The sequence below is a fragment of the Microbacterium sp. SCPM-O-B-15248 (M128) genome, assembly GCF_058214835.1.
In genome coordinates this window covers 166,833-182,846 of sequence record NZ_JBYQLI010000002.1, presented here as the reverse complement: position 1 = coordinate 182,846, position 16,014 = coordinate 166,833, and the positions used below count along the sequence as shown (strand labels likewise).

19 protein-coding genes and 4 tRNA genes are annotated in these 16,014 nt (G+C 69.0%); 18 read left to right on the top strand and 5 right to left on the bottom strand.

Annotated elements, in window-relative coordinates; genetic code table 11:
* Window positions 1-118: 118 nt before the first annotated feature.
* Window positions 119-191 (bottom strand) — tRNA-Val (locus AC3E6M_RS03550).
* A gap of 152 nt (window positions 192-343) precedes the next feature.
* Between AC3E6M_RS03550 and AC3E6M_RS03545 the strand changes: the two genes are divergently transcribed.
* The 3 genes from AC3E6M_RS03545 to AC3E6M_RS03535 all read left to right on the top strand — a co-directional run bounded on the left by AC3E6M_RS03545 (window position 344) and on the right by AC3E6M_RS03535 (window position 652).
* A tRNA-Gly gene (locus AC3E6M_RS03545) sits at window positions 344-416 on the top strand.
* Window positions 417-480: 64 nt separating this feature from the next.
* Window positions 481-551: transfer RNA gene (locus AC3E6M_RS03540), tRNA-Cys, on the top strand.
* Window positions 552-577: 26 nt separating this feature from the next.
* Window positions 578-652, top strand: a tRNA-Val gene (locus tag AC3E6M_RS03535).
* Between the two features lie 34 nt (window positions 653-686).
* Here AC3E6M_RS03535 and AC3E6M_RS03530 read toward each other — a convergent pair.
* A complete protein-coding gene (locus AC3E6M_RS03530) occupies window positions 687-1,031 on the bottom strand; it encodes a hypothetical protein (protein ID WP_490529055.1) in 345 nt (114 codons plus the stop codon).
* Between the two features lie 173 nt (window positions 1,032-1,204).
* Between AC3E6M_RS03530 and AC3E6M_RS03525 the strand changes: the two genes are divergently transcribed.
* The 3 genes from AC3E6M_RS03525 to AC3E6M_RS03515 all read left to right on the top strand — a co-directional run bounded on the left by AC3E6M_RS03525 (window position 1,205) and on the right by AC3E6M_RS03515 (window position 2,608).
* Window positions 1,205-1,618: a PPOX class F420-dependent oxidoreductase gene (locus tag AC3E6M_RS03525; protein WP_490529054.1), complete on the top strand. Its 414-nt coding sequence runs from the start codon at window positions 1,205-1,207 to the stop codon at window positions 1,616-1,618.
* 166 nt (window positions 1,619-1,784) lie between these two features.
* A complete protein-coding gene (locus AC3E6M_RS03520) occupies window positions 1,785-2,168 on the top strand; it encodes a DUF7882 family protein (protein WP_490529052.1) in 384 nt (127 codons plus the stop codon).
* A gap of 47 nt (window positions 2,169-2,215) precedes the next feature.
* On the top strand, window positions 2,216-2,608 hold the full coding sequence (locus tag AC3E6M_RS03515) for a TIGR03618 family F420-dependent PPOX class oxidoreductase (protein ID WP_292901876.1): 393 nt from the start codon (window positions 2,216-2,218) through the stop codon (window positions 2,606-2,608).
* 4 nt (window positions 2,609-2,612) lie between these two features.
* Here AC3E6M_RS03515 and AC3E6M_RS03510 read toward each other — a convergent pair whose 3' ends face one another.
* Window positions 2,613-3,761, bottom strand: coding sequence for an SLC13 family permease (locus AC3E6M_RS03510; protein WP_490529051.1), 1,149 nt, complete (start codon window positions 3,759-3,761; stop codon window positions 2,613-2,615).
* An 81-nt stretch (window positions 3,762-3,842) separates the two neighbouring features.
* On the opposite strand from AC3E6M_RS03510, the gene thrS reads away from it, so the two are divergent.
* From thrS to AC3E6M_RS03495, 3 genes are read left to right on the top strand one after another with little or no spacing between them, the layout of a single operon-like run.
* Entirely contained in the window at window positions 3,843-5,852 is a 2,010-nt protein-coding gene (gene thrS / locus AC3E6M_RS03505) for a threonine--tRNA ligase (RefSeq protein WP_490529050.1), read from the top strand.
* A complete protein-coding gene (locus AC3E6M_RS03500) occupies window positions 5,849-6,415 on the top strand; it encodes an HIT family protein (protein WP_490529049.1) in 567 nt (188 codons plus the stop codon). Before thrS ends, AC3E6M_RS03500 begins: the two co-directional genes overlap by 4 nt.
* Window positions 6,416-6,470: 55 nt before the next feature.
* A complete protein-coding gene (locus AC3E6M_RS03495) occupies window positions 6,471-7,082 on the top strand; it encodes a hypothetical protein (RefSeq protein WP_490529048.1) in 612 nt (203 codons plus the stop codon).
* Between the two features lie 23 nt (window positions 7,083-7,105).
* Here AC3E6M_RS03495 and pdxY read toward each other — a convergent pair whose 3' ends face one another.
* Both pdxY and AC3E6M_RS03485 read right to left on the bottom strand, forming a co-directional pair.
* Window positions 7,106-7,957 (bottom strand): pyridoxal kinase PdxY, encoded by an 852-nt coding sequence (gene pdxY, locus AC3E6M_RS03490; protein WP_490529047.1) that lies wholly within the window; start codon window positions 7,955-7,957, stop codon window positions 7,106-7,108.
* Window positions 7,954-9,294: an aminotransferase class I/II-fold pyridoxal phosphate-dependent enzyme gene (locus AC3E6M_RS03485; protein ID WP_490529046.1), complete on the bottom strand. Its 1,341-nt coding sequence runs from the start codon at window positions 9,292-9,294 to the stop codon at window positions 7,954-7,956. Before AC3E6M_RS03485 ends, pdxY begins: the two co-directional genes overlap by 4 nt.
* Before the next feature lie 96 nt (window positions 9,295-9,390).
* Here AC3E6M_RS03485 and pdxS point away from each other — a divergent pair, with 96 nt between their 5' ends.
* The 9 genes from pdxS to AC3E6M_RS03440 all read left to right on the top strand — a co-directional run bounded on the left by pdxS (window position 9,391) and on the right by AC3E6M_RS03440 (window position 15,971).
* Window positions 9,391-10,275, top strand: coding sequence for a pyridoxal 5'-phosphate synthase lyase subunit PdxS (gene pdxS / locus AC3E6M_RS03480; protein WP_490529045.1), 885 nt, complete (start codon window positions 9,391-9,393; stop codon window positions 10,273-10,275).
* On the top strand, window positions 10,265-10,864 hold the full coding sequence (gene pdxT / locus AC3E6M_RS03475) for a pyridoxal 5'-phosphate synthase glutaminase subunit PdxT (RefSeq protein ID WP_490529044.1): 600 nt from the start codon (window positions 10,265-10,267) through the stop codon (window positions 10,862-10,864). Before pdxS ends, pdxT begins: the two co-directional genes overlap by 11 nt.
* A 149-nt stretch (window positions 10,865-11,013) precedes the next feature.
* A complete protein-coding gene (locus AC3E6M_RS03470) occupies window positions 11,014-11,562 on the top strand; it encodes a hypothetical protein (protein ID WP_490529043.1) in 549 nt (182 codons plus the stop codon).
* A 191-nt stretch (window positions 11,563-11,753) separates the two neighbouring features.
* Entirely contained in the window at window positions 11,754-12,278 is a 525-nt protein-coding gene (locus AC3E6M_RS03465) for a hypothetical protein (protein ID WP_138172633.1), read from the top strand.
* A 76-nt stretch (window positions 12,279-12,354) separates the two neighbouring features.
* The gene (locus tag AC3E6M_RS03460; RefSeq protein ID WP_138172634.1) at window positions 12,355-13,113 is read left to right on the top strand and encodes a YebC/PmpR family DNA-binding transcriptional regulator; all 759 of its coding nucleotides are present in this window, start codon (window positions 12,355-12,357) and stop codon (window positions 13,111-13,113) included.
* A 48-nt stretch (window positions 13,114-13,161) separates the two neighbouring features.
* Window positions 13,162-13,767: a crossover junction endodeoxyribonuclease RuvC gene (ruvC, locus tag AC3E6M_RS03455; protein ID WP_490529042.1), complete on the top strand. Its 606-nt coding sequence runs from the start codon at window positions 13,162-13,164 to the stop codon at window positions 13,765-13,767.
* A gap of 9 nt (window positions 13,768-13,776) precedes the next feature.
* A complete protein-coding gene (ruvA, locus tag AC3E6M_RS03450; RefSeq protein ID WP_490529041.1) occupies window positions 13,777-14,397 on the top strand; it encodes a Holliday junction branch migration protein RuvA in 621 nt (206 codons plus the stop codon).
* Window positions 14,390-15,439 (top strand): Holliday junction branch migration DNA helicase RuvB, encoded by a 1,050-nt coding sequence (gene ruvB, locus AC3E6M_RS03445; RefSeq protein WP_230006477.1) that lies wholly within the window; start codon window positions 14,390-14,392, stop codon window positions 15,437-15,439. The genes ruvA and ruvB overlap by 8 nt, the downstream gene beginning before the upstream one ends.
* Window positions 15,440-15,518: 79 nt before the next feature.
* A complete protein-coding gene (locus AC3E6M_RS03440) occupies window positions 15,519-15,971 on the top strand; it encodes a preprotein translocase subunit YajC (protein ID WP_138172638.1) in 453 nt (150 codons plus the stop codon).
* Window positions 15,972-16,014 lie beyond the last annotated feature (43 nt).

Here is a 16,014-nt window from a genome sequence, read left to right as displayed (position 1 = left end):
GGCGTGCGCGATCAACGAGAGTGAGGCCCGAAGGAAATCCACGGAAGCGGGTGCCGCCGAGACCGGAGGACCCGCGCGAAGAACGACGAAGCCCCCGGCGAACCGGGGGCTTGTGCGGTGGGCGATGCCGGACTCGAACCGACGACCTCTTCCGTGTGAAGGAAGCGCGCTACCAACTGCGCCAATCGCCCGTCGTCCCCAACGGGACTCGACTACCTTACCCGATCCGCGGGGACCGTTCCGACCACGACGATGGACACGCGCGGGCCGCGTCTGGTTTTGCGCACGCCCCGGAATCGGGTAATGTCTTACGAGTGCTCGGGGCAAGCCCCGGGAACAAAATGCGGATGTAGCGCAGTTGGTAGCGCACAACCTTGCCAAGGTTGGGGTCGCGAGTTCGAGTCTCGTCATCCGCTCGAGTGTGAAGATATTCGTCAGGTTCCCGACGAACGATCATGACACGTGGGTCGAACCACACACGGTGGCGTGGCCGAGCGGCTAGGCACCGGCCTGCAAAGCCGTTTACACGGGTTCGAATCCCGTCGCCACCTCGACGACAACTGAACAGCCTTCATAGGCGCGATTGGCGCAGCGGTAGCGCGCTTCCCTGACACGGAAGAGGTCACTGGTTCGATCCCAGTATCGCGCACCACAGAAACCCCCGGCTCGCCGGGGGTTTTCTTTTTCTAACGTCCGGCTTCGCGATCCCGGTCGCGCTTGCGCGCCCTACCCGACGCAGGCTGAGGCGGATGCTCGGCGACGTCGCCGAGCCGCTCACCTGGCCTCGGGACCTGTTCGGGGGCGGGGGAGACGTTTCGGATCGACGGATCGGCGGACTCCGGCCGGCCGCGTCGGATGTACCAGCTCACCGGCAGCTCGCGCGTTCCGAACCAGCCGCGACGGGAGCGCACCAGGGTGAAACCCTGATCCCGCAGGTCGAGCGCGTGCTCGTAGGTCATGCCCGTCGGGGCGATGCGGACCCAACCCTCGCGGTAGTCATAGACGTGGGTCGCGATGTGGTGGCGGGACATGCGAACCTCCTCCTCTCGAAGGGTCGCACGGACCCCACCCCACGACGAGGCACGGCGTGTTCCATTCGTGTGAACAGTGGGCGACTCGGCACTTCCGCATTCTCACCCGAGCGCGAATGCGCGTCCTCCGCAATCCCCGTCGCCGCGGACGCGAAGCCGCTTAGCGTAGGAGCATGACCGTCCCCGACACCCTCTGGCGCGAGATCGCGTCGTCGTCCTTCGTCTCGTTCGGAACGTTCCGCCGAAACGGCGAGGAGGTCGCCACACCCGTCTGGATCGCGCGCGACGGCGACGAACTCCTCGTCACCACCGAGCGCAACACCGGCAAGGTCAAACGCCTTCGGAACGACCCGAGGGTGACCCTGCGCCCGTGTTCGCGGATGGGCGCGGTCGAGCCGGATGCCATCACCGTCCAGGCCCGCGCCCGGATCGCGGGCCCGAGCACCGAGGACGGCCGCGCGGGTGCGGCGTTCCGTCGCAAGTACGGATGGCAGTTCCGCGCGATCACGGGGTTCGAAGCACTCGTGCGCCGCGTCCAACGGCGCCCCGGCGACCGCGTCATTCTGCGTATCTCCCGGACTGATTGACCTACCCGAGCGCGCTAGCGAGATTCCTCGGCGAATGCAAGCGGGTGCCCCACCTCGAGAACCGCGCGAGGGTGGATATCCATAGCGGTGGCATCCCCCGGCATCCGCGTTCGTCATTCTGTTCAGGAATGCGCGGTCTCTCGGGGATGCGCTCTCGGAGGTACCCGTGGGGAAGTTCATCTACGACAGCAGCATCAAGGTCGAGTTCGAGGATCGTCTGCTGGCCCACCTGCAGGCCGTGATCATGGCCAAGGTGCGCCGCGGTGAGAGCTTCCCCTTCACGTGGAAGGACGACATCAGTATCGGCGGGGGACGCACGACGGTGTACGTCCATCCGCACGTGTCGATGGTGTTCAAGTATCACGGCAGCCGGAACCCGCAGTTGAGCAACCCCTGGCTGCACGCGCTGACGTACAACGCCAACTCCGGACGCGGTCTGTACGTGGTCCCCGAGCCCGATGAGTCCGCGTCGCGAGAGCCCGAGCCGCGCCCGGAGATGGTGTTCCGCGAGGTGCCGAACACGCAGGTCGCCCAGCCGGCCATCGTCTGACACCCGCGCGGGGAATACCCGCGCCGTCACCGGCCGTTGAGGAGGACATGACCGACTGGAACGCGGCACGGCCGTTCTTCGAGACGACCGCCATCGCCCACCTGTCCACGCTCATGCGCGACGGTTCCCCGCACTCCGTGCCCCTCTGGGTCGACGCGGACGGGGATCGGCTCGTGTTCTTCACCGAAATCGACAAGCTCAAGGACAAGAACCTCCGACGCGACCCTCGCGTGGCCGTTTCGGTGACCGGAGCCGACAACCCGTTCGCGATGGCGTTCGTGCGCGGTGTGGCCACCGATCGCCTCGACGGCGACGATGCGATGCCGTTCGTCGACCGCATCTCCCGCCTCTACACCGGTGAGCCCTACTCGATGCGTTCGGGGCTCGCCGTCTGGTTCGTCGAGCCGCGCCGCGCCTGGGCCCACACCTACGAGGACTGAGCGCTCACAGCGCCAGCGGGAGCACCGCCAGCACGAGGATCAGCGGAGCGATCACCGCGCCGATCAGCACGAACCGGCTCCATCGCACCTGGACCCCGGCCGCGACCAGCCGGTCGTGCCACAGCAGCGTCGCCAGCGACGCCCACGGCGTCACGATCGGGCCCGCGTTCACCCCGATCAGCAGGGCCGCGAGACGCGCGGGGGAGCCCGCCACCGATTCCATCGCCAAGTACGCGGGCAGATTGTTGATGCCGTTCGCCGCGAGCGCGCCGACCCCCGCGAGCTGCCAGAGCGCGGTCAGATCTTCGCCCGTTCCGGCCAGCACCGAGGTGATCCGACCGATCCCGATGGCCTCCAGGGCGCCCACGGCCAGGAACAACCCACCCGCGAAGACGAGGAGCGACCAGGGGACGAGACGCATGCCGAGAGCCCGCGGCGCGCGCACGGCGAACACGGCCACGAGCACGACAGCGGCCGCGAGAGCCGGCATCCACGGGTCGAGCCCGATCACCAGCAACGGCAGAAGCGCGAGCGTGACGATCGCCGAGACGCGCAGCAGCACGGGATCGGCGACGGCGGGGGCGGCGGCATCCGGGTAGGTGCGAGGCAGTCTTCGCAGGAACACGGCGGTGAGGACCGCGACGGACACGGCGATCGCGATGAGTGCCGAGGGTCCGAGGAGCGCGAGGAACGCCACCGGGTCGTGTCCGCCGAGCGCAGCGGATGCCAGCAGGTTGGTGAGGTTGGACACGGGAAGCACCAGCGACGCGGTATTGGCCAGGACCACCGTCACGAACGCGAAAGGCAGCGGGTCGAGCTTGCGTGCGACCGCCATCGCCACCACCACCGGGGTCAGCAGCACGGCCGTCGTGTCGAGCGACAGGAACGCCGTCGCCACGGTCGCCAGGGCCACGACGAGAACCCAGAGCCACACTGTCCGCCCCTGCGCGAGGCGCGCGAGGCGCGCAGCGACGACGTCGAAGAGCCCCGCCTTGGATGCCAGCTCCGCCACCACGGTGACCGCGACGACGAACAGCAGGATCGGCCAGACGCGGTCGGCGACGGCGAGGGCCTCGTCGGCGGGCAGCATCCCGGTGAGGAGGGCGACCGCGCCGAGGATCCAGAGCACGCCGCCGATGATGGCCAGAGTCACCGCTCCACTATGGGGCACGCCGCGTGCCGTCGAGGCCACGCCCGACGGGTAGCCTGGAATCGACCCATCCAGGAGACCGCCTTGACTGATGCCGCCCTGCCGTCGGAGCAGACCTACCCCGCCGACGGCTTCGCCCTCTTCCCCGACCGTTCGGTCGTCGCCCTGCGCGTGAACGGTGAGCTGAAAGACCTCGCCACGACCGTCACGGCCGACGACGAGGTCGAGCCGGTCACGATCGACAGCCCCGAGGGCCTGTCGATCCTGCGGCACTCCACCGCGCACGTCCTCGCCCAGGCGGTGCAGCGCGTCAAGCCGCAGGCGAACCTCGGCATCGGCCCGCCCGTCACCGACGGGTTCTACTACGACTTCCAGGTCGACGATCCCTTCACTCCCGACGACCTCAAGGTCATCAAGAAAGAGATGGAGCGCATCGTCCGCGAGAACCAGCGCTTCGTCCGTCGCGTCGTCACCGACGACGAGGCGCGGGCCGAACTCGTCGACGAGCCGTTCAAACTCGAGCTCATCGGCCTGAAGGGCGGCTCGGCTGAGGCCGCCGAAGGGGCGAACGTCGAGGTCGGTGCCGGCGAGCTCACGATCTACGACAACGTGAACCGCGACGGCGAGACGGTGTGGAAAGACCTCTGCCGTGGACCTCACGTCCCGGGCACGCGTCTCATCGGCAACGGCTGGGATCTCACGCGCATCGCGGGCGCCTACTGGCGCGGCAGCGAGAAGAACCCGCAGCTGCAGCGCATCTACGGCACCGCGTGGGCGAGCAAAGACGACCTTCGCGCCTACCAGCACCGCCTCGAGGAAGCCGCGAAGCGCGACCACCGCAAGCTCGGCAAGGATCTCGACCTCTTCTCGTTCCCGGACGAGATCGGTCCGGGGCTGAGCGTCTTCCACCCCAAGGGCGGGATCATCCGGTACGAAATCGAGCGGTACATGCGCGAGCGCCTGCTCGCCAGCGGGTACCAGGTCGTGAACACGCCCCACATCACCAAGGGCGACCTGTTCATGACCAGCGGTCACCTGCAGTGGTACGCCGACGGCATGTACCCCCCGATGGTGCTCGACGAGGTCGTGGATGCCGACGGGCACGTGTCGCGCGAGGGCCAGGAGTACTACCTCAAGCCCATGAACTGCCCCTTCCACAACCTGATCTTCCGCTCGCGCGGGCGCAGCTACCGCGAGCTGCCGCTGCGCCTGAGCGAGTTCGGGTCGGTCTACCGCTACGAGAAGAGCGGCACGCTCGCAGGGCTCACGCGCGTGCGCGGCATGACCCAGGACGACACCCACATCTACGTCACGGCCGACCAGGTCAAGGGCGAGCTGACCCACAGCCTCGACTTCGTGCTCCAGACGCTGCGCGACTACGGCCTGAACGACTTCTACCTCGAGCTGTCGACGAAGGAAGAGGGCAACCCCAAGTTCATCGGCGACGACGCGCTGTGGACCGAGGCGACCGAGACCCTCCGCGAGGTCGCCGAGGCCTCCGGTCTCGAGCTCGTGCCCGACCCGGGCGGCGCGGCGTTCTACGGCCCCAAGATCTCGGTGCAGGCCCGCGACGCCATCGGCCGCACGTGGCAGATGTCGACGATCCAGCTCGACTTCAACCAGCCCGAGCGGTTCGAGCTCGAGTACACCGGCCCGGACGGCGAGAAGCACCGCCCCGTGATGATCCACCGCGCCCTGTTCGGTTCGGTAGAACGGTTCTTCGCGATCCTCCTGGAGCACTACGCCGGCGCCTTCCCGGTGTGGCTCTCGCCCGTGCAGGTCGTCGCCGTCCCCGTCGCCGAAGAGTACGGCGAGTATCTCGACGGCATCGTCGCCGAGCTGCGCGCGAAGGGCGTCCGTGCCGAGGTCGACCACAGCGACGACCGCATGCAGAAGAAGATCCGCACGCACACCACGCAGAAGGTGCCGCTGCAGCTGATCGCCGGCGAGCAGGACCGCGCCGGTGGCACGGTCTCGTTCCGCTTCCGCGACGGCACGCAGCTCAACGGCATCCCCGTCGACGAGGCCGTCGCGCGCATCACCGGCGCGATCGCGGGCCGCACGCTGGTCGACACCGCCGAGGACCTCGCGTGACGACAGAACCGGATGCCACCGCGGCCGGCGACGAAGCCCTCGCCGCCGCCACGGAGCTTCCGGGCGTGCCGGACGAGTTCCAGCGCCTGTGGACGCCGCACCGCATGGCATACATCTCGGCCGGGCGTGAACCGATGGAACTGCACTGCCCGTTCTGCGCGGCTCCGGACAAGTCCGACGAGGACGGCCTGATCGTCGCGCGCGGGAAGAGCGCGTACGTCCTGCTCAACCTGTTCCCGTACAACTCGGGACACCTGCTCGTCTGCCCGTACCGTCACATCGCCACGTACGACCAGGCGACTGACGAAGAGGTGGCGGAGATCGGCGCGCTGACGCAGCGGGGGATGCGGGTGCTCCGCGAGGTGTCGCGCTGCGACGGCTTCAACCTCGGCATGAACCAGGGGGCGATCGCGGGCGCCGGCGTCGACGCGCACCTGCACCAGCACATCGTTCCGCGGTGGGCGTCGGATGCCAACTTCTTCCCGATCATCGCCAAGACCAAGGCGCTGCCACAGCTGCTCGGCGACGTGCGGCGTACGGTCGCCGCCGCCTGGAACGCCTGACCTCCGCCGCGCAACCCCGCCGATCGATCGAGGGTCCCGCGGCTACGGTGGCCAGATGAAGGCTCTCGTCCGTCCCCTCGTCCTGTCGCTCATCGTCGCCACGGCGCTCGGCACCACCACCGGGTGCATCCGACTCCCGAGCCCCCTCGGCCCCGAGGGAGCCGGAGCGCCCCTCACGGCACCCGCCGACCCGTCCACCCCGACGCCGCTTCCCGACGCCTCGGCCAGCCCCGACGCCGGCGACGAGTGGGGCGACGCGTTCGCCGAGCGCGACCGGTTCTTCGAGGAGCAGCAGCTGCCCTTGGACGGCACACCGCTCGTGGCCGTCACCCCCGAGCAGAAGGAGTTCATCGCGCAGCAGAAGGCGTACGTCGAGGAACAGGGCGCCACGTGGACCGCGCAGGAGGAGAGCCTGTCACTGGCCCTCGCCGCTGATGCCTGCGAGACCGCGATCTTGAACGCCCACGCGATCGACGCCGATCTGCTGCGGACGCACGTGGCCACGTCGCCCCTGTTCGCCCAGCTCGTCCCCGCCGATCTGCAGGGCGACGACCGCACGTCCGCCGAGGCGCCCATCGCGAGCGTCATGGTCTTCGGCACGACGTTCCTCTGCCCCGACGACGGCGACGCCTGGATCGAGGCGTACACGGAGGTCTACGGCGGCTGACGCCGCTCGCCGGGGCGTGGCGGTCAGCGCACCTGGCGCACCGCGAACTGGAGGCGCGGATGCGCGTACGCCTCTTGCGACTCCACGAGCCGCAGTTCGCGGGAGCCGGACTCGTAGGTGTTCGACAGCAGATCGAAGACGCTGGATGCCGTGCGCGCCAGCGCGTCGGCCGCGTCGCCGCTGCGACGGTAGTGGGCGGTGAACAGCGCCGCCGTGACATCGCCCGAGCCGTTGGCTTTCATCGGGATGAGCGGGGTTTGGACGATCCACGCCCCGGCGTCGTCGACGACCATCATCTCGATCGTGTCGGGCTCGCGGTCGGGGCGCTCGACGCTCGTGACGAGCACTGTCCGGGGCCCGCGCGCGCGGACGAGGTCGGCGGACTCGAGCGTCGAGGCGATGCTGCCGGGCTCGGTTCCGGTCAGGAAGCCGAGCTCGAACTGGTTCGGCGTGAGGATGTCGGCGACGGGCACGACGCGTTCGCGCAGCAACTCGGGGATGGCGGGGGCGACGAAGCACCCGGACTTGGCGTTGCCCATGACCGGATCGCACGCGTACACGGCATCCGGGTTCGCTTTCTTCACCCGGGCCACGGCGTCGATGATGACGTCGGCGATGCCCTCGCCGCCCTGGTAGCCCGAGAGCACGACGTCGATCTCTCCGAAGACCCCGCGCTCCTCGATGCCGGCGATCACGTCGGCGACGTCGGCGGGCGAGATGAGCGGTCCCCGCCACGCGCCGTACCCGGTGTGATTCGAGAAGTTCACCGTGTACACCGGCAGCACCTCGACGCCGATGCGCTGCAGCGGGAAGACGGCGGCCGAGTTTCCGACGTGGCCGTAGGCGACGGCGGACTGGATCGAGAGGACCTTCATCCCTCGATCCTCCCACTTCGCGCCGGCGGTCGGAGCGCGGCCACGGCGGTCGCCAGGTCGTCCGCGAGGGCTGCGGCCTCGACGTCGGTGAGCCCGTGCACGGTCAGCCGAAGGTAGTCGCCGGCGGCATCGGGGGAGAGGAAGAAGTGATCGCCGTCGCGGACGAGCCAGCCTCGGCGCATGAGTTCTTCGCGCACCCGCGCTGCCGGAGCCGGCAGCGGCACCCAGAGGTTGAGGCCGTCGCCGACGGTGAGCGGGAGCCCACGTGCGGCCAAGGCGGCGGCGAACGCCGCGTTGCGATCCGCGTAATGCGTGGCGGCCCGTTCGATCCCGTCGCGCACCTCCGGGTCGGTGACGAGAGCGAGAGTGAGCCGCTGCAGGATGTGGCTGACCCAGGTCGTGCCGGGCGTGAGTCTGAGGGCGAGGCGGTCGGCCGTCTCTTCATCGGATGCCACGACCGCGAGGCACATGTCCGGTCCGAGGAACTTGGACACCGACCGGATGCGCGCCCATCGCTGCTGCGTCGCGCCGATGACCGAGTGCAGCGGCGCGCGTGAGAGGAGGGAGAAGTGGTCGTCCTCGATCACGAGCACGTACGGGTGGTCCGCGAGGACGGCCCGGAGCTCGGCGGCCCGCGTCTCGGTCAGGCTCGCCCCGGTGGGGTTGTGCGCCCGCGGAGTGCAGATCACAGCGCGGACGCCCTCGGCCAAAGCGGCGCGGAGTCCCTCGACCGTCATGCCCTCGGCATCCACCGCCACCGGCACGGCGCGATAGCCGCCCTGCCGGACGGTATGCAGCGCCGAGAGGAAACAGGGGTCTTCGAGGGCGACGGCGTCGTCGCGCTGCAGAGCCTGTGCGAGCAGACGCTCGATCGCATCGCTCGCACCGCTGGTGACGGTGATGCGCGGGGTGGGAGCCGAAAGGCCCTCGGCCATCCATCCGCGCGCCCACGCCTCCAGACCCGGGTCGACGACGGGCTCGCCGTACAGGACGGGGCGACCGGAGCGAGCGAGCGCGGCTGCGGGATCGGGAATCAGGGCGGGATCGGGGTTGCCGGTGCCGACGTCGCGGAGCACGGTCCCCGCCGCGTAGCCCTCCTGCGCGACCGGCGCCTGTCCGGCGACGCGCGTTCCACCGCGGCCGCGGGCGACGACGAGGCCCGCCTGGGCGAGCATCCGATACGCGGCGACCACGGTGTTGCGGTTGACGCCGAGCTCGGCGGCCAGGGCGCGCACCGGCGGGAGCGCATCGCCCGACTGCAGCTGTCCGCGCTCGATGCGTTCGCGCAGATCGGCCGAGATCTCGGATGCCGAGCGACCGGTGATATCGACGGACATGGGCCCCCTCTCGCCTCTCCAGCATATGTCCTGCGACGTGCTACCTTTTGGCCTAAGCCAAACAGAGCGCGCCCGAAGCGCGAAGGGAAATCCACAATGACCGACACCGGAACCTCCCGCGTCAAGCGCGGACTCGCCGAGATGCTCAAGGGCGGCGTCATCATGGACGTCGTCACCGCCGACCAGGCGAAGATCGCCGAGGACGCCGGCGCCGTCGCCGTCATGGCGCTCGAACGCGTGCCCGCCGACATCCGCGCCCAGGGCGGCGTCGCCCGCATGAGCGACCCCGACCTCATCGACGACATCACCGCGTCGGTGTCGATCCCGGTGATGGCGAAGGCCCGCATCGGCCACTTCGTCGAGGCGCAGATCCTGCAGGAGCTGGGCGTCGACTACATCGACGAGTCCGAGGTGCTCTCGCCCGCCGACTACGTGAACCACATCGACAAGTGGAACTTCACCGTGCCCTTCGTCTGCGGCGCGACGAACCTCGGCGAGGCTCTGCGCCGCATCACCGAGGGCGCCGCGATGATCCGCTCCAAGGGCGAGGCCGGCACCGGAGACGTCTCCGAGGCGACCAAGCACATCCGCACGATCCGCGGCGAGATCAACGCCCTGCGGTCCAAGACCAAGGACGAGCTGTACGTCGCCGCCAAGGAGCTGCAGGCCCCCTACGATCTCGTCGCCGAGATCGCGGAGACCGGGACCCTCCCCGTCGTGCTCTTCACCGCCGGGGGAGTGGCCACCCCGGCCGACGCCGCGATGATGATGCAGCTGGGCGCGGACGGCGTGTTCGTCGGCTCGGGCATCTTCAAGTCCGGCAACCCCGCGCAGCGCGCGGCCGCCATCGTGAAGGCGACCACGTTCCACGACGACCCCAAGATCGTGGCCGAGGCCTCGCGCGGACTCGGTGAGGCGATGGTGGGCATCAACGTCGCCGACCTTCCCGCCCCGCACCGCCTGGCCGAGCGTGGCTGGTAGCACCCCCCGCGTCGGCGTCCTCGCCCTCCAGGGCGACGTCCGCGAGCACCTCCGCGTGCTCGCGGACCTGGGCGCCGACGCCCGGCCCGTCAGGCGCGCGTCCGAGCTCGCCGAGGTGGACGGTCTCGTGCTGCCCGGCGGCGAGTCGAGCGTCATCGACAAGCTCGCGCGCGCCTTCGGCCTGTTCGACCCGCTGCGTGCGGCGATCTCCGAGGGCCTCCCGGTGCTCGGCACGTGCGCCGGGCTCATCCTGCTCGCCGATCGCCTGGACGGCGCGATCGACGGTCAGCGGACGCTCGGCGGTCTGGACGTGCGCGTGCAGCGCAACGCCTTCGGCTCCCAGACGCAGTCGTTCGAGACCGACCTCGCCGTGCCGGTGCTGGGCGATCCGCCGGTGCACGCCGTGTTCATCCGCGCGCCCCTGGTCACCGACGCGGGTCCGGATGCCACCCCGCTCGCCGCCCTGCCCGACGGACGCATCGTCGCGGTAGAGCAGGGGAACCTCCTCGGCCTCGCGTTCCACCCCGAATCCACGGGCGAAACGCGCTTCCACGCGCGGTTCCTGGAACGCGTCCACAGCGCCGCCTAACACACATCGGCATAGACCCGACATTTCGATCAAGCCCGAATTCCGCAATTCAGTGTGTTGCGGACTCGCGACACCTGCCATACCGTGGATGTGCGCGAGCAATGTCGATTCGCGCACTATCGAAACTAGTGGGGATACGTAACGTGAGAATGGGATCTGTCATCAAGCCGGGCGCGGTCGCCGTCGCCGTCGCCGCCCTCATCACAGCCGGAGCATTGCCGGCCACCGCCGCGGAGGAGGTTATCCCTTCCGACGAGAGCGCAATTCAGACGTTGATCTCCGAGCGCGCAGCGGTGGACAACGAGCAACCGGCCCTCGACGCACTGACCGCCGAGGTGGTGCACGACGTGAGCGTCCTCAACTCCTGTAACAGTCCGATGAACGCGGTCGCCTTCACCGGCCAGTGGATGGAGTCCACGAAGTTCGACTGCTCCATCGCCGGCGATAGCACGTCGCGCATCGGCTACTCGTGGCAAATCGATCCCAATGCCGTCGGTGGTTCGATCTGCTTCCAGGGCCGCGGCGCTCGGATTCCCGCCAGTAACCCCTATGTCGGTGGCCAGCTGTACTGGCACTCCGGCGGGTGTGGTTCGTCCGGTTCCGTGACCGTGGACTGGCAGAGCAGCCTGCACCACAAGGCAGCACGTTTCTCCGCGGCCAACGCCCCGGTGCTCGGCGTCGGATTCAACTGGACCTGACCCCTGCCGTGACGACTCGTCACCGCGCACGGCGGTGGGCGGTCGCGGGAACGGTAGCCGCCGTTCTCGCGACTGCCGGCTGCAGCGCACAGTCCTCGCCCCCGGGAGACCCTCTCCATACGGAAGTCGTGGCGCTTTTCACTTGTGACCGCCTATATGAATGGCGGGACCAGAGTTACGCATATTCTTCAATGCAATCCTCTTTATGCGTTCTCGAAAGCGATGCCATTCGAGTCCGGGCTTTCGCGTCGCCCGAAGCCGCTCTCGCGGGACTTATCGACGAGCATGAGATTCTTCCCGAGAGTGCTTCAATCGCCGTGGGAGACGCGATATACGTCGCCGCATCACCAACGTCCATGAGGCGCATTCTGGAGACATTCCCTCAGCTCCGCCCGATCGACCGTAAAGACGTAAATTCCGGTTCGCCGATGCCGCGCGACGAGCGCGACGTGTGTGTCGGCATGATCGCCGCCCACTTCGACGCCGCCATCGACGGAGGGGAGCAGTCGGACGATTCCACTCTCTCTGGCTACGGGGACATCTATCCGGAAGCCGTCCGTGGAGCTTCCGACTCCGCGGAGGTGGTGCGGGCCGATGAAGCACGACGACAGCTGCTCAACCGATTGCGCTCCGACGACCCGTTTGCCTACGACGTGTGGCTCTCCGAACAAGTGTCCCCGCTCAAGCAGCTGTGCGCTGCGCCCCGCTCTCCCTAAGTGGCCTCCGCACACCTGAGAACGTCGCCACCGCCCTTCACTGAGCACGGTCCGCCCTCGTTCTAGACTGGAACCCATGTCCGGACACTCCAAATGGGCCACGACCAAGCACAAGAAGGCGGTCGTCGACGCCCGGCGCGCCAAGTCGTGGGCCAAGCTCATCAAGAACATCGAGGTCGCCGCCAAGCTCGGTGGAGCGGACCTCCAGGGCAACCCGACGCTCTTCGACGCGGTGCTCAAGGCCAAGAAGACCTCGGTCCCCAAAGACAACATCGACCGCGCCATCAAGCGCGGCGCCGGGATCGGCGGCGAGGCCGTCGAGTACTCGTCGATCATGTACGAGGGCTACGGCCCCAACGGTGTGGCCTTCCTCATCGAGTGTCTGACCGACAACAAGAACCGCGCCGCGGCCGAGGTGCGCACGGCACTCAGCCGTAACGGCGGCACCCTCGCCGACCCCGGCAGCGTGGCCTACAACTTCAGCCGCAAGGGCGTCATCGTCGTTCCCTCCGAGGGCACGACCGAAGACGACGTCATGCTGGCCGTCCTCGAGGCCGGCGCCGAAGAGGTCGAGCCGCACGGCGAGGGCTTCGGCGTCATCACCGAGGCGAGCGACCTCGTGACCGTCCGTTCCGCGCTCCAGGAAGCCGGGATCGAGTACGACTCCGCCGACGTCGAGTTCGTCCCCTCGCTCAAGGTCGAGGTCGACGCCGACACCGCTCGCAAGGTGTTCCGCCTGATCGACGCGCTCGAAGACAGCGACGACGTGCAGAACGTCTACACCAACTTCGACCTCACCCCCGAGGTGCAGGCCGAGCTCGAGAACGACGAGTAAGGGCGCGCCCTGCCCTCTCGCACGGCCTCGGCGCTTAGCGTGGGGGCCGTGTCTCGTTCTCTGCGCGTCCTCGGCGTCGACCCCGGCCTGACGCGCTGCGGTATCGGCGTCGTCGACGTCGCCCCCGACCGCTCGGCCACGCTCGTGCACGTCGGCGTGGTGCGCTCCGCGGTGACCGATCCGATCGAACGTCGCCTGGCGACGATCGCCGCGGGGATCCGCGACGTCCTCGCCGCCCACGACCCCCAGGTCGTCGCCGTCGAGCGCGTCTTCGCGCAGAACAACCGCCACTCCGTGATGGGCACCGCGCAAGCGAGCGGCATCGCTCTGCTGCTCGCGGCGGAGCACGGCATCCCGGCCGCCACCCACACGCCGAGCGAGGTCAAGGCAGCGATCACCGGCTACGGGTCGGCCGACAAGCTCCAGGTGCAGACGATGGTCGCCCGGGTGCTGCGGCTGGACGCGCTGCCGCAACCGGCTGACGCCGCCGACGCCCTGGCGCTGGCGCTCTGCCACGCCTGGCGCGGGAGAGAGGCGACCGCCACCACCGGGGGAGCTCTGACCCCCGCTCAGAAAGCGTGGCGGGATGCCGAGAAGCGCCAGACGTCGCCGTCGACGCGTGTCGCTCGAACAAAGGTCCGAACGGGCGCGTAGGCTCGGGACATGATCTCTTCGCTGCAGGGTGTCGCCGCGCACGTCGGCGACGATGCGCTCGTCGTGGTCGTCGGGGGAGTCGGGCTTTCGGTGGCCGTCACCCCGCAGGTCGCCCGCACCAGCCACGTCGGCGAGCAGGTGCACCTGCACACGCATCTCGTCGTGCGCGAAGACGCCCTGTCGCTCTTCGGTTTCGAGACCCGCGAAGAGCTGACCGTCTTCACGCAGCTCATCGGCGTCACCGGCGTCGGCCCCAAGTCGGCGATGGGCGTCCTGTCGTCGCTCACGGTCCCGCAGATCGCCCAAGCCGTCACCGATGACGACGACGCCCCGTTCAAGCGCGTCTCGGGCATCGGCCCCAAGACCGCGAAGCTCATCGTCGTCCAGCTCGCCGGGAAGCTCGCCGTCGTGCCGACGGAGGCACCGGCGGCCGTCGCCCCGCACGGACAGGTGCCCCTCCAGGTCACGCAGGCCCTGATCGGACTCGGCTGGAGCGAGCGCACCGCCGCCGAGGCCGTGGCATCCGTCGCCGAAGACGCCGCCGAGTCCGACCGCGCCTCGGTGCAGGCGCTACTGCGCCTCACGCTCGCGCTGCTCGGCCCCGCGCGCAAGGAGCCCATCGGTGGCTGACGTCGTGCGCGACGCAGGAACGCCCGACGACGAGACCGAACTCGCGATCGAGGGCGCGCTGCGCCCGACATCGCTGAGCGAATTCGTCGGCCAGCAGAAGGTGCGCGGCCAGCTCCAGCTGCTCCTCGACGCCGCCCGCATCCAGCAACGCTCGCCCGACCACATCCTGCTGTCCGGCCCGCCCGGACTCGGCAAGACGACCCTCGCGATGATCGTCGCCTACGAGAGCGGCCGTCCGCTGCGCTTGTCCAGCGGCCCCGCGATCCAGCACGCCGGCGACCTTGCCGCGCTGCTGTCCTCGCTCACGCCGGGCGAGGTGCTCTTCATCGACGAGATCCACCGCATGGCCCGTTCGGCCGAAGAGATGCTGTACCTCGCGATGGAGGACTTCCGCATCGACATCATGGTCGGCAAGGGCGCGGGCGCGACGAGCATCCCGCTCGATCTCTCGCCCTTCACCCTCGTGGGCGCCACGACGCGCGCGGGGCTCCTCCCCAACCCGCTGCGCGACCGCTTCGGCTTCACGGCGCACCTGGAGTACTACGAGCCCGAAGAACTCGAACGGGTCGTCTCGCGGTCGGCATCCATGCTCGACGTCGGTCTGCCCGGAACCGCCCGTTCCGAGATCGCGCGGCGCTCGCGCGGCACTCCGCGCATCGCCAATCGGTTGCTCCGCCGCGTGCGCGACTACCTCGTCGTCCACGGTCCCTCCACCGGGACGGATGCCGGCGACGCCGACGTCCGCACCGTCGACGCCGCCCTCGACCTGTACGACGTGGATGCCATCGGCCTCGACCGTCTCGACCGGGCGGTACTCGACGCGCTCGTCCGGCGATTCCGCGGCGGTCCGGTGGGTCTCAGCACGCTGGCCGTCGCCGTCGGCGAGGAGCCCGAGACGATCGAGTCGGTGGTGGAACCGTATCTTGTTCGCATCGGATTCATGGGCCGGACACCGCGCGGACGCGTGGCCACCCCCGAAGCGTACGAACATCTCGACGTTCCCCACCCCGACGGGCTGCTCCGGTTCAGCCAAGGGGGATGACCTATACTCGGCGAGGGATTCCCCGACCCCCTTTGGCAGTGCCGCACGGCGCGCCGGAATCGAAAGGTGCACCGCCTCCATGGACTTCGCGAACTTCTTCGCCAACTACGGCCTGATCATTCTTCTGATCGGCCTCCTGGTCTTCATGTTCTGGAGCTCGCGTCGCCGCATGCAGAAGCAGAAGCTGGAGCAGGAAGAAAAGGCGCGCCAGACCGTTCCGGGGTCCGAGGTGCTGCTGCAGGGTGGCCTGTACGGAACGATCGTCGAGTACGACGGTGAAGACCTCGACAAGCCCGCGCACGTCGAGATCGCGCCGGGCGTCGTCATCAAGGTCCACAGCCAGGCCGTGCTGCGCATCGTGAACCCGGCGCAGGGCTTCGTCACCGAAGACGACTTCATCGAGGCAGAGGAGTCCGAGGCCGAGTACGTCGCCGGTGTCGCCGACGGCGACATCACCTCGATCAGCGACGACCACCGCGCGCGCCAGGCCACCGAGACCGAGCGCGACGACAAGGACCGCCCCCAGGCCTGACGCGCCCTCCGCCCCTTCCGTTCACCGCCGCACAGAAAGCCGA

Excerpts from the sequence above, each read along its gene's own strand:
- AC3E6M_RS03530 (WP_490529055.1), bottom strand. The coding sequence starts at position 1,031 with ATGTCCCGCCACCACATCGCGACCCACGTCTATGACTACCGCGAGGGT.
- AC3E6M_RS03525 (WP_490529054.1), top strand. The coding sequence starts at position 1,205 with ATGACCGTCCCCGACACCCTCTGGCGCGAGATCGCGTCGTCGTCCTTC.
- AC3E6M_RS03515 (WP_292901876.1), top strand. The coding sequence starts at position 2,216 with ATGACCGACTGGAACGCGGCACGGCCGTTCTTCGAGACGACCGCCATC.
- AC3E6M_RS03495 (WP_490529048.1), top strand. The coding sequence starts at position 6,471 with ATGAAGGCTCTCGTCCGTCCCCTCGTCCTGTCGCTCATCGTCGCCACG.
- pdxY (WP_490529047.1), bottom strand. The coding sequence starts at position 7,957 with ATGAAGGTCCTCTCGATCCAGTCCGCCGTCGCCTACGGCCACGTCGGA.
- AC3E6M_RS03485 (WP_490529046.1), bottom strand. The coding sequence starts at position 9,294 with ATGTCCGTCGATATCACCGGTCGCTCGGCATCCGAGATCTCGGCCGAT.
- pdxS (WP_490529045.1), top strand. The coding sequence starts at position 9,391 with ATGACCGACACCGGAACCTCCCGCGTCAAGCGCGGACTCGCCGAGATG.
- AC3E6M_RS03470 (WP_490529043.1), top strand. The coding sequence starts at position 11,014 with ATGGGATCTGTCATCAAGCCGGGCGCGGTCGCCGTCGCCGTCGCCGCC.
- AC3E6M_RS03465 (WP_138172633.1), top strand. The coding sequence starts at position 11,754 with ATGCAATCCTCTTTATGCGTTCTCGAAAGCGATGCCATTCGAGTCCGG.
- AC3E6M_RS03460 (WP_138172634.1), top strand. The coding sequence starts at position 12,355 with ATGTCCGGACACTCCAAATGGGCCACGACCAAGCACAAGAAGGCGGTC.
- ruvA (WP_490529041.1), top strand. The coding sequence starts at position 13,777 with ATGATCTCTTCGCTGCAGGGTGTCGCCGCGCACGTCGGCGACGATGCG.
- AC3E6M_RS03440 (WP_138172638.1), top strand. The coding sequence starts at position 15,519 with ATGGACTTCGCGAACTTCTTCGCCAACTACGGCCTGATCATTCTTCTG.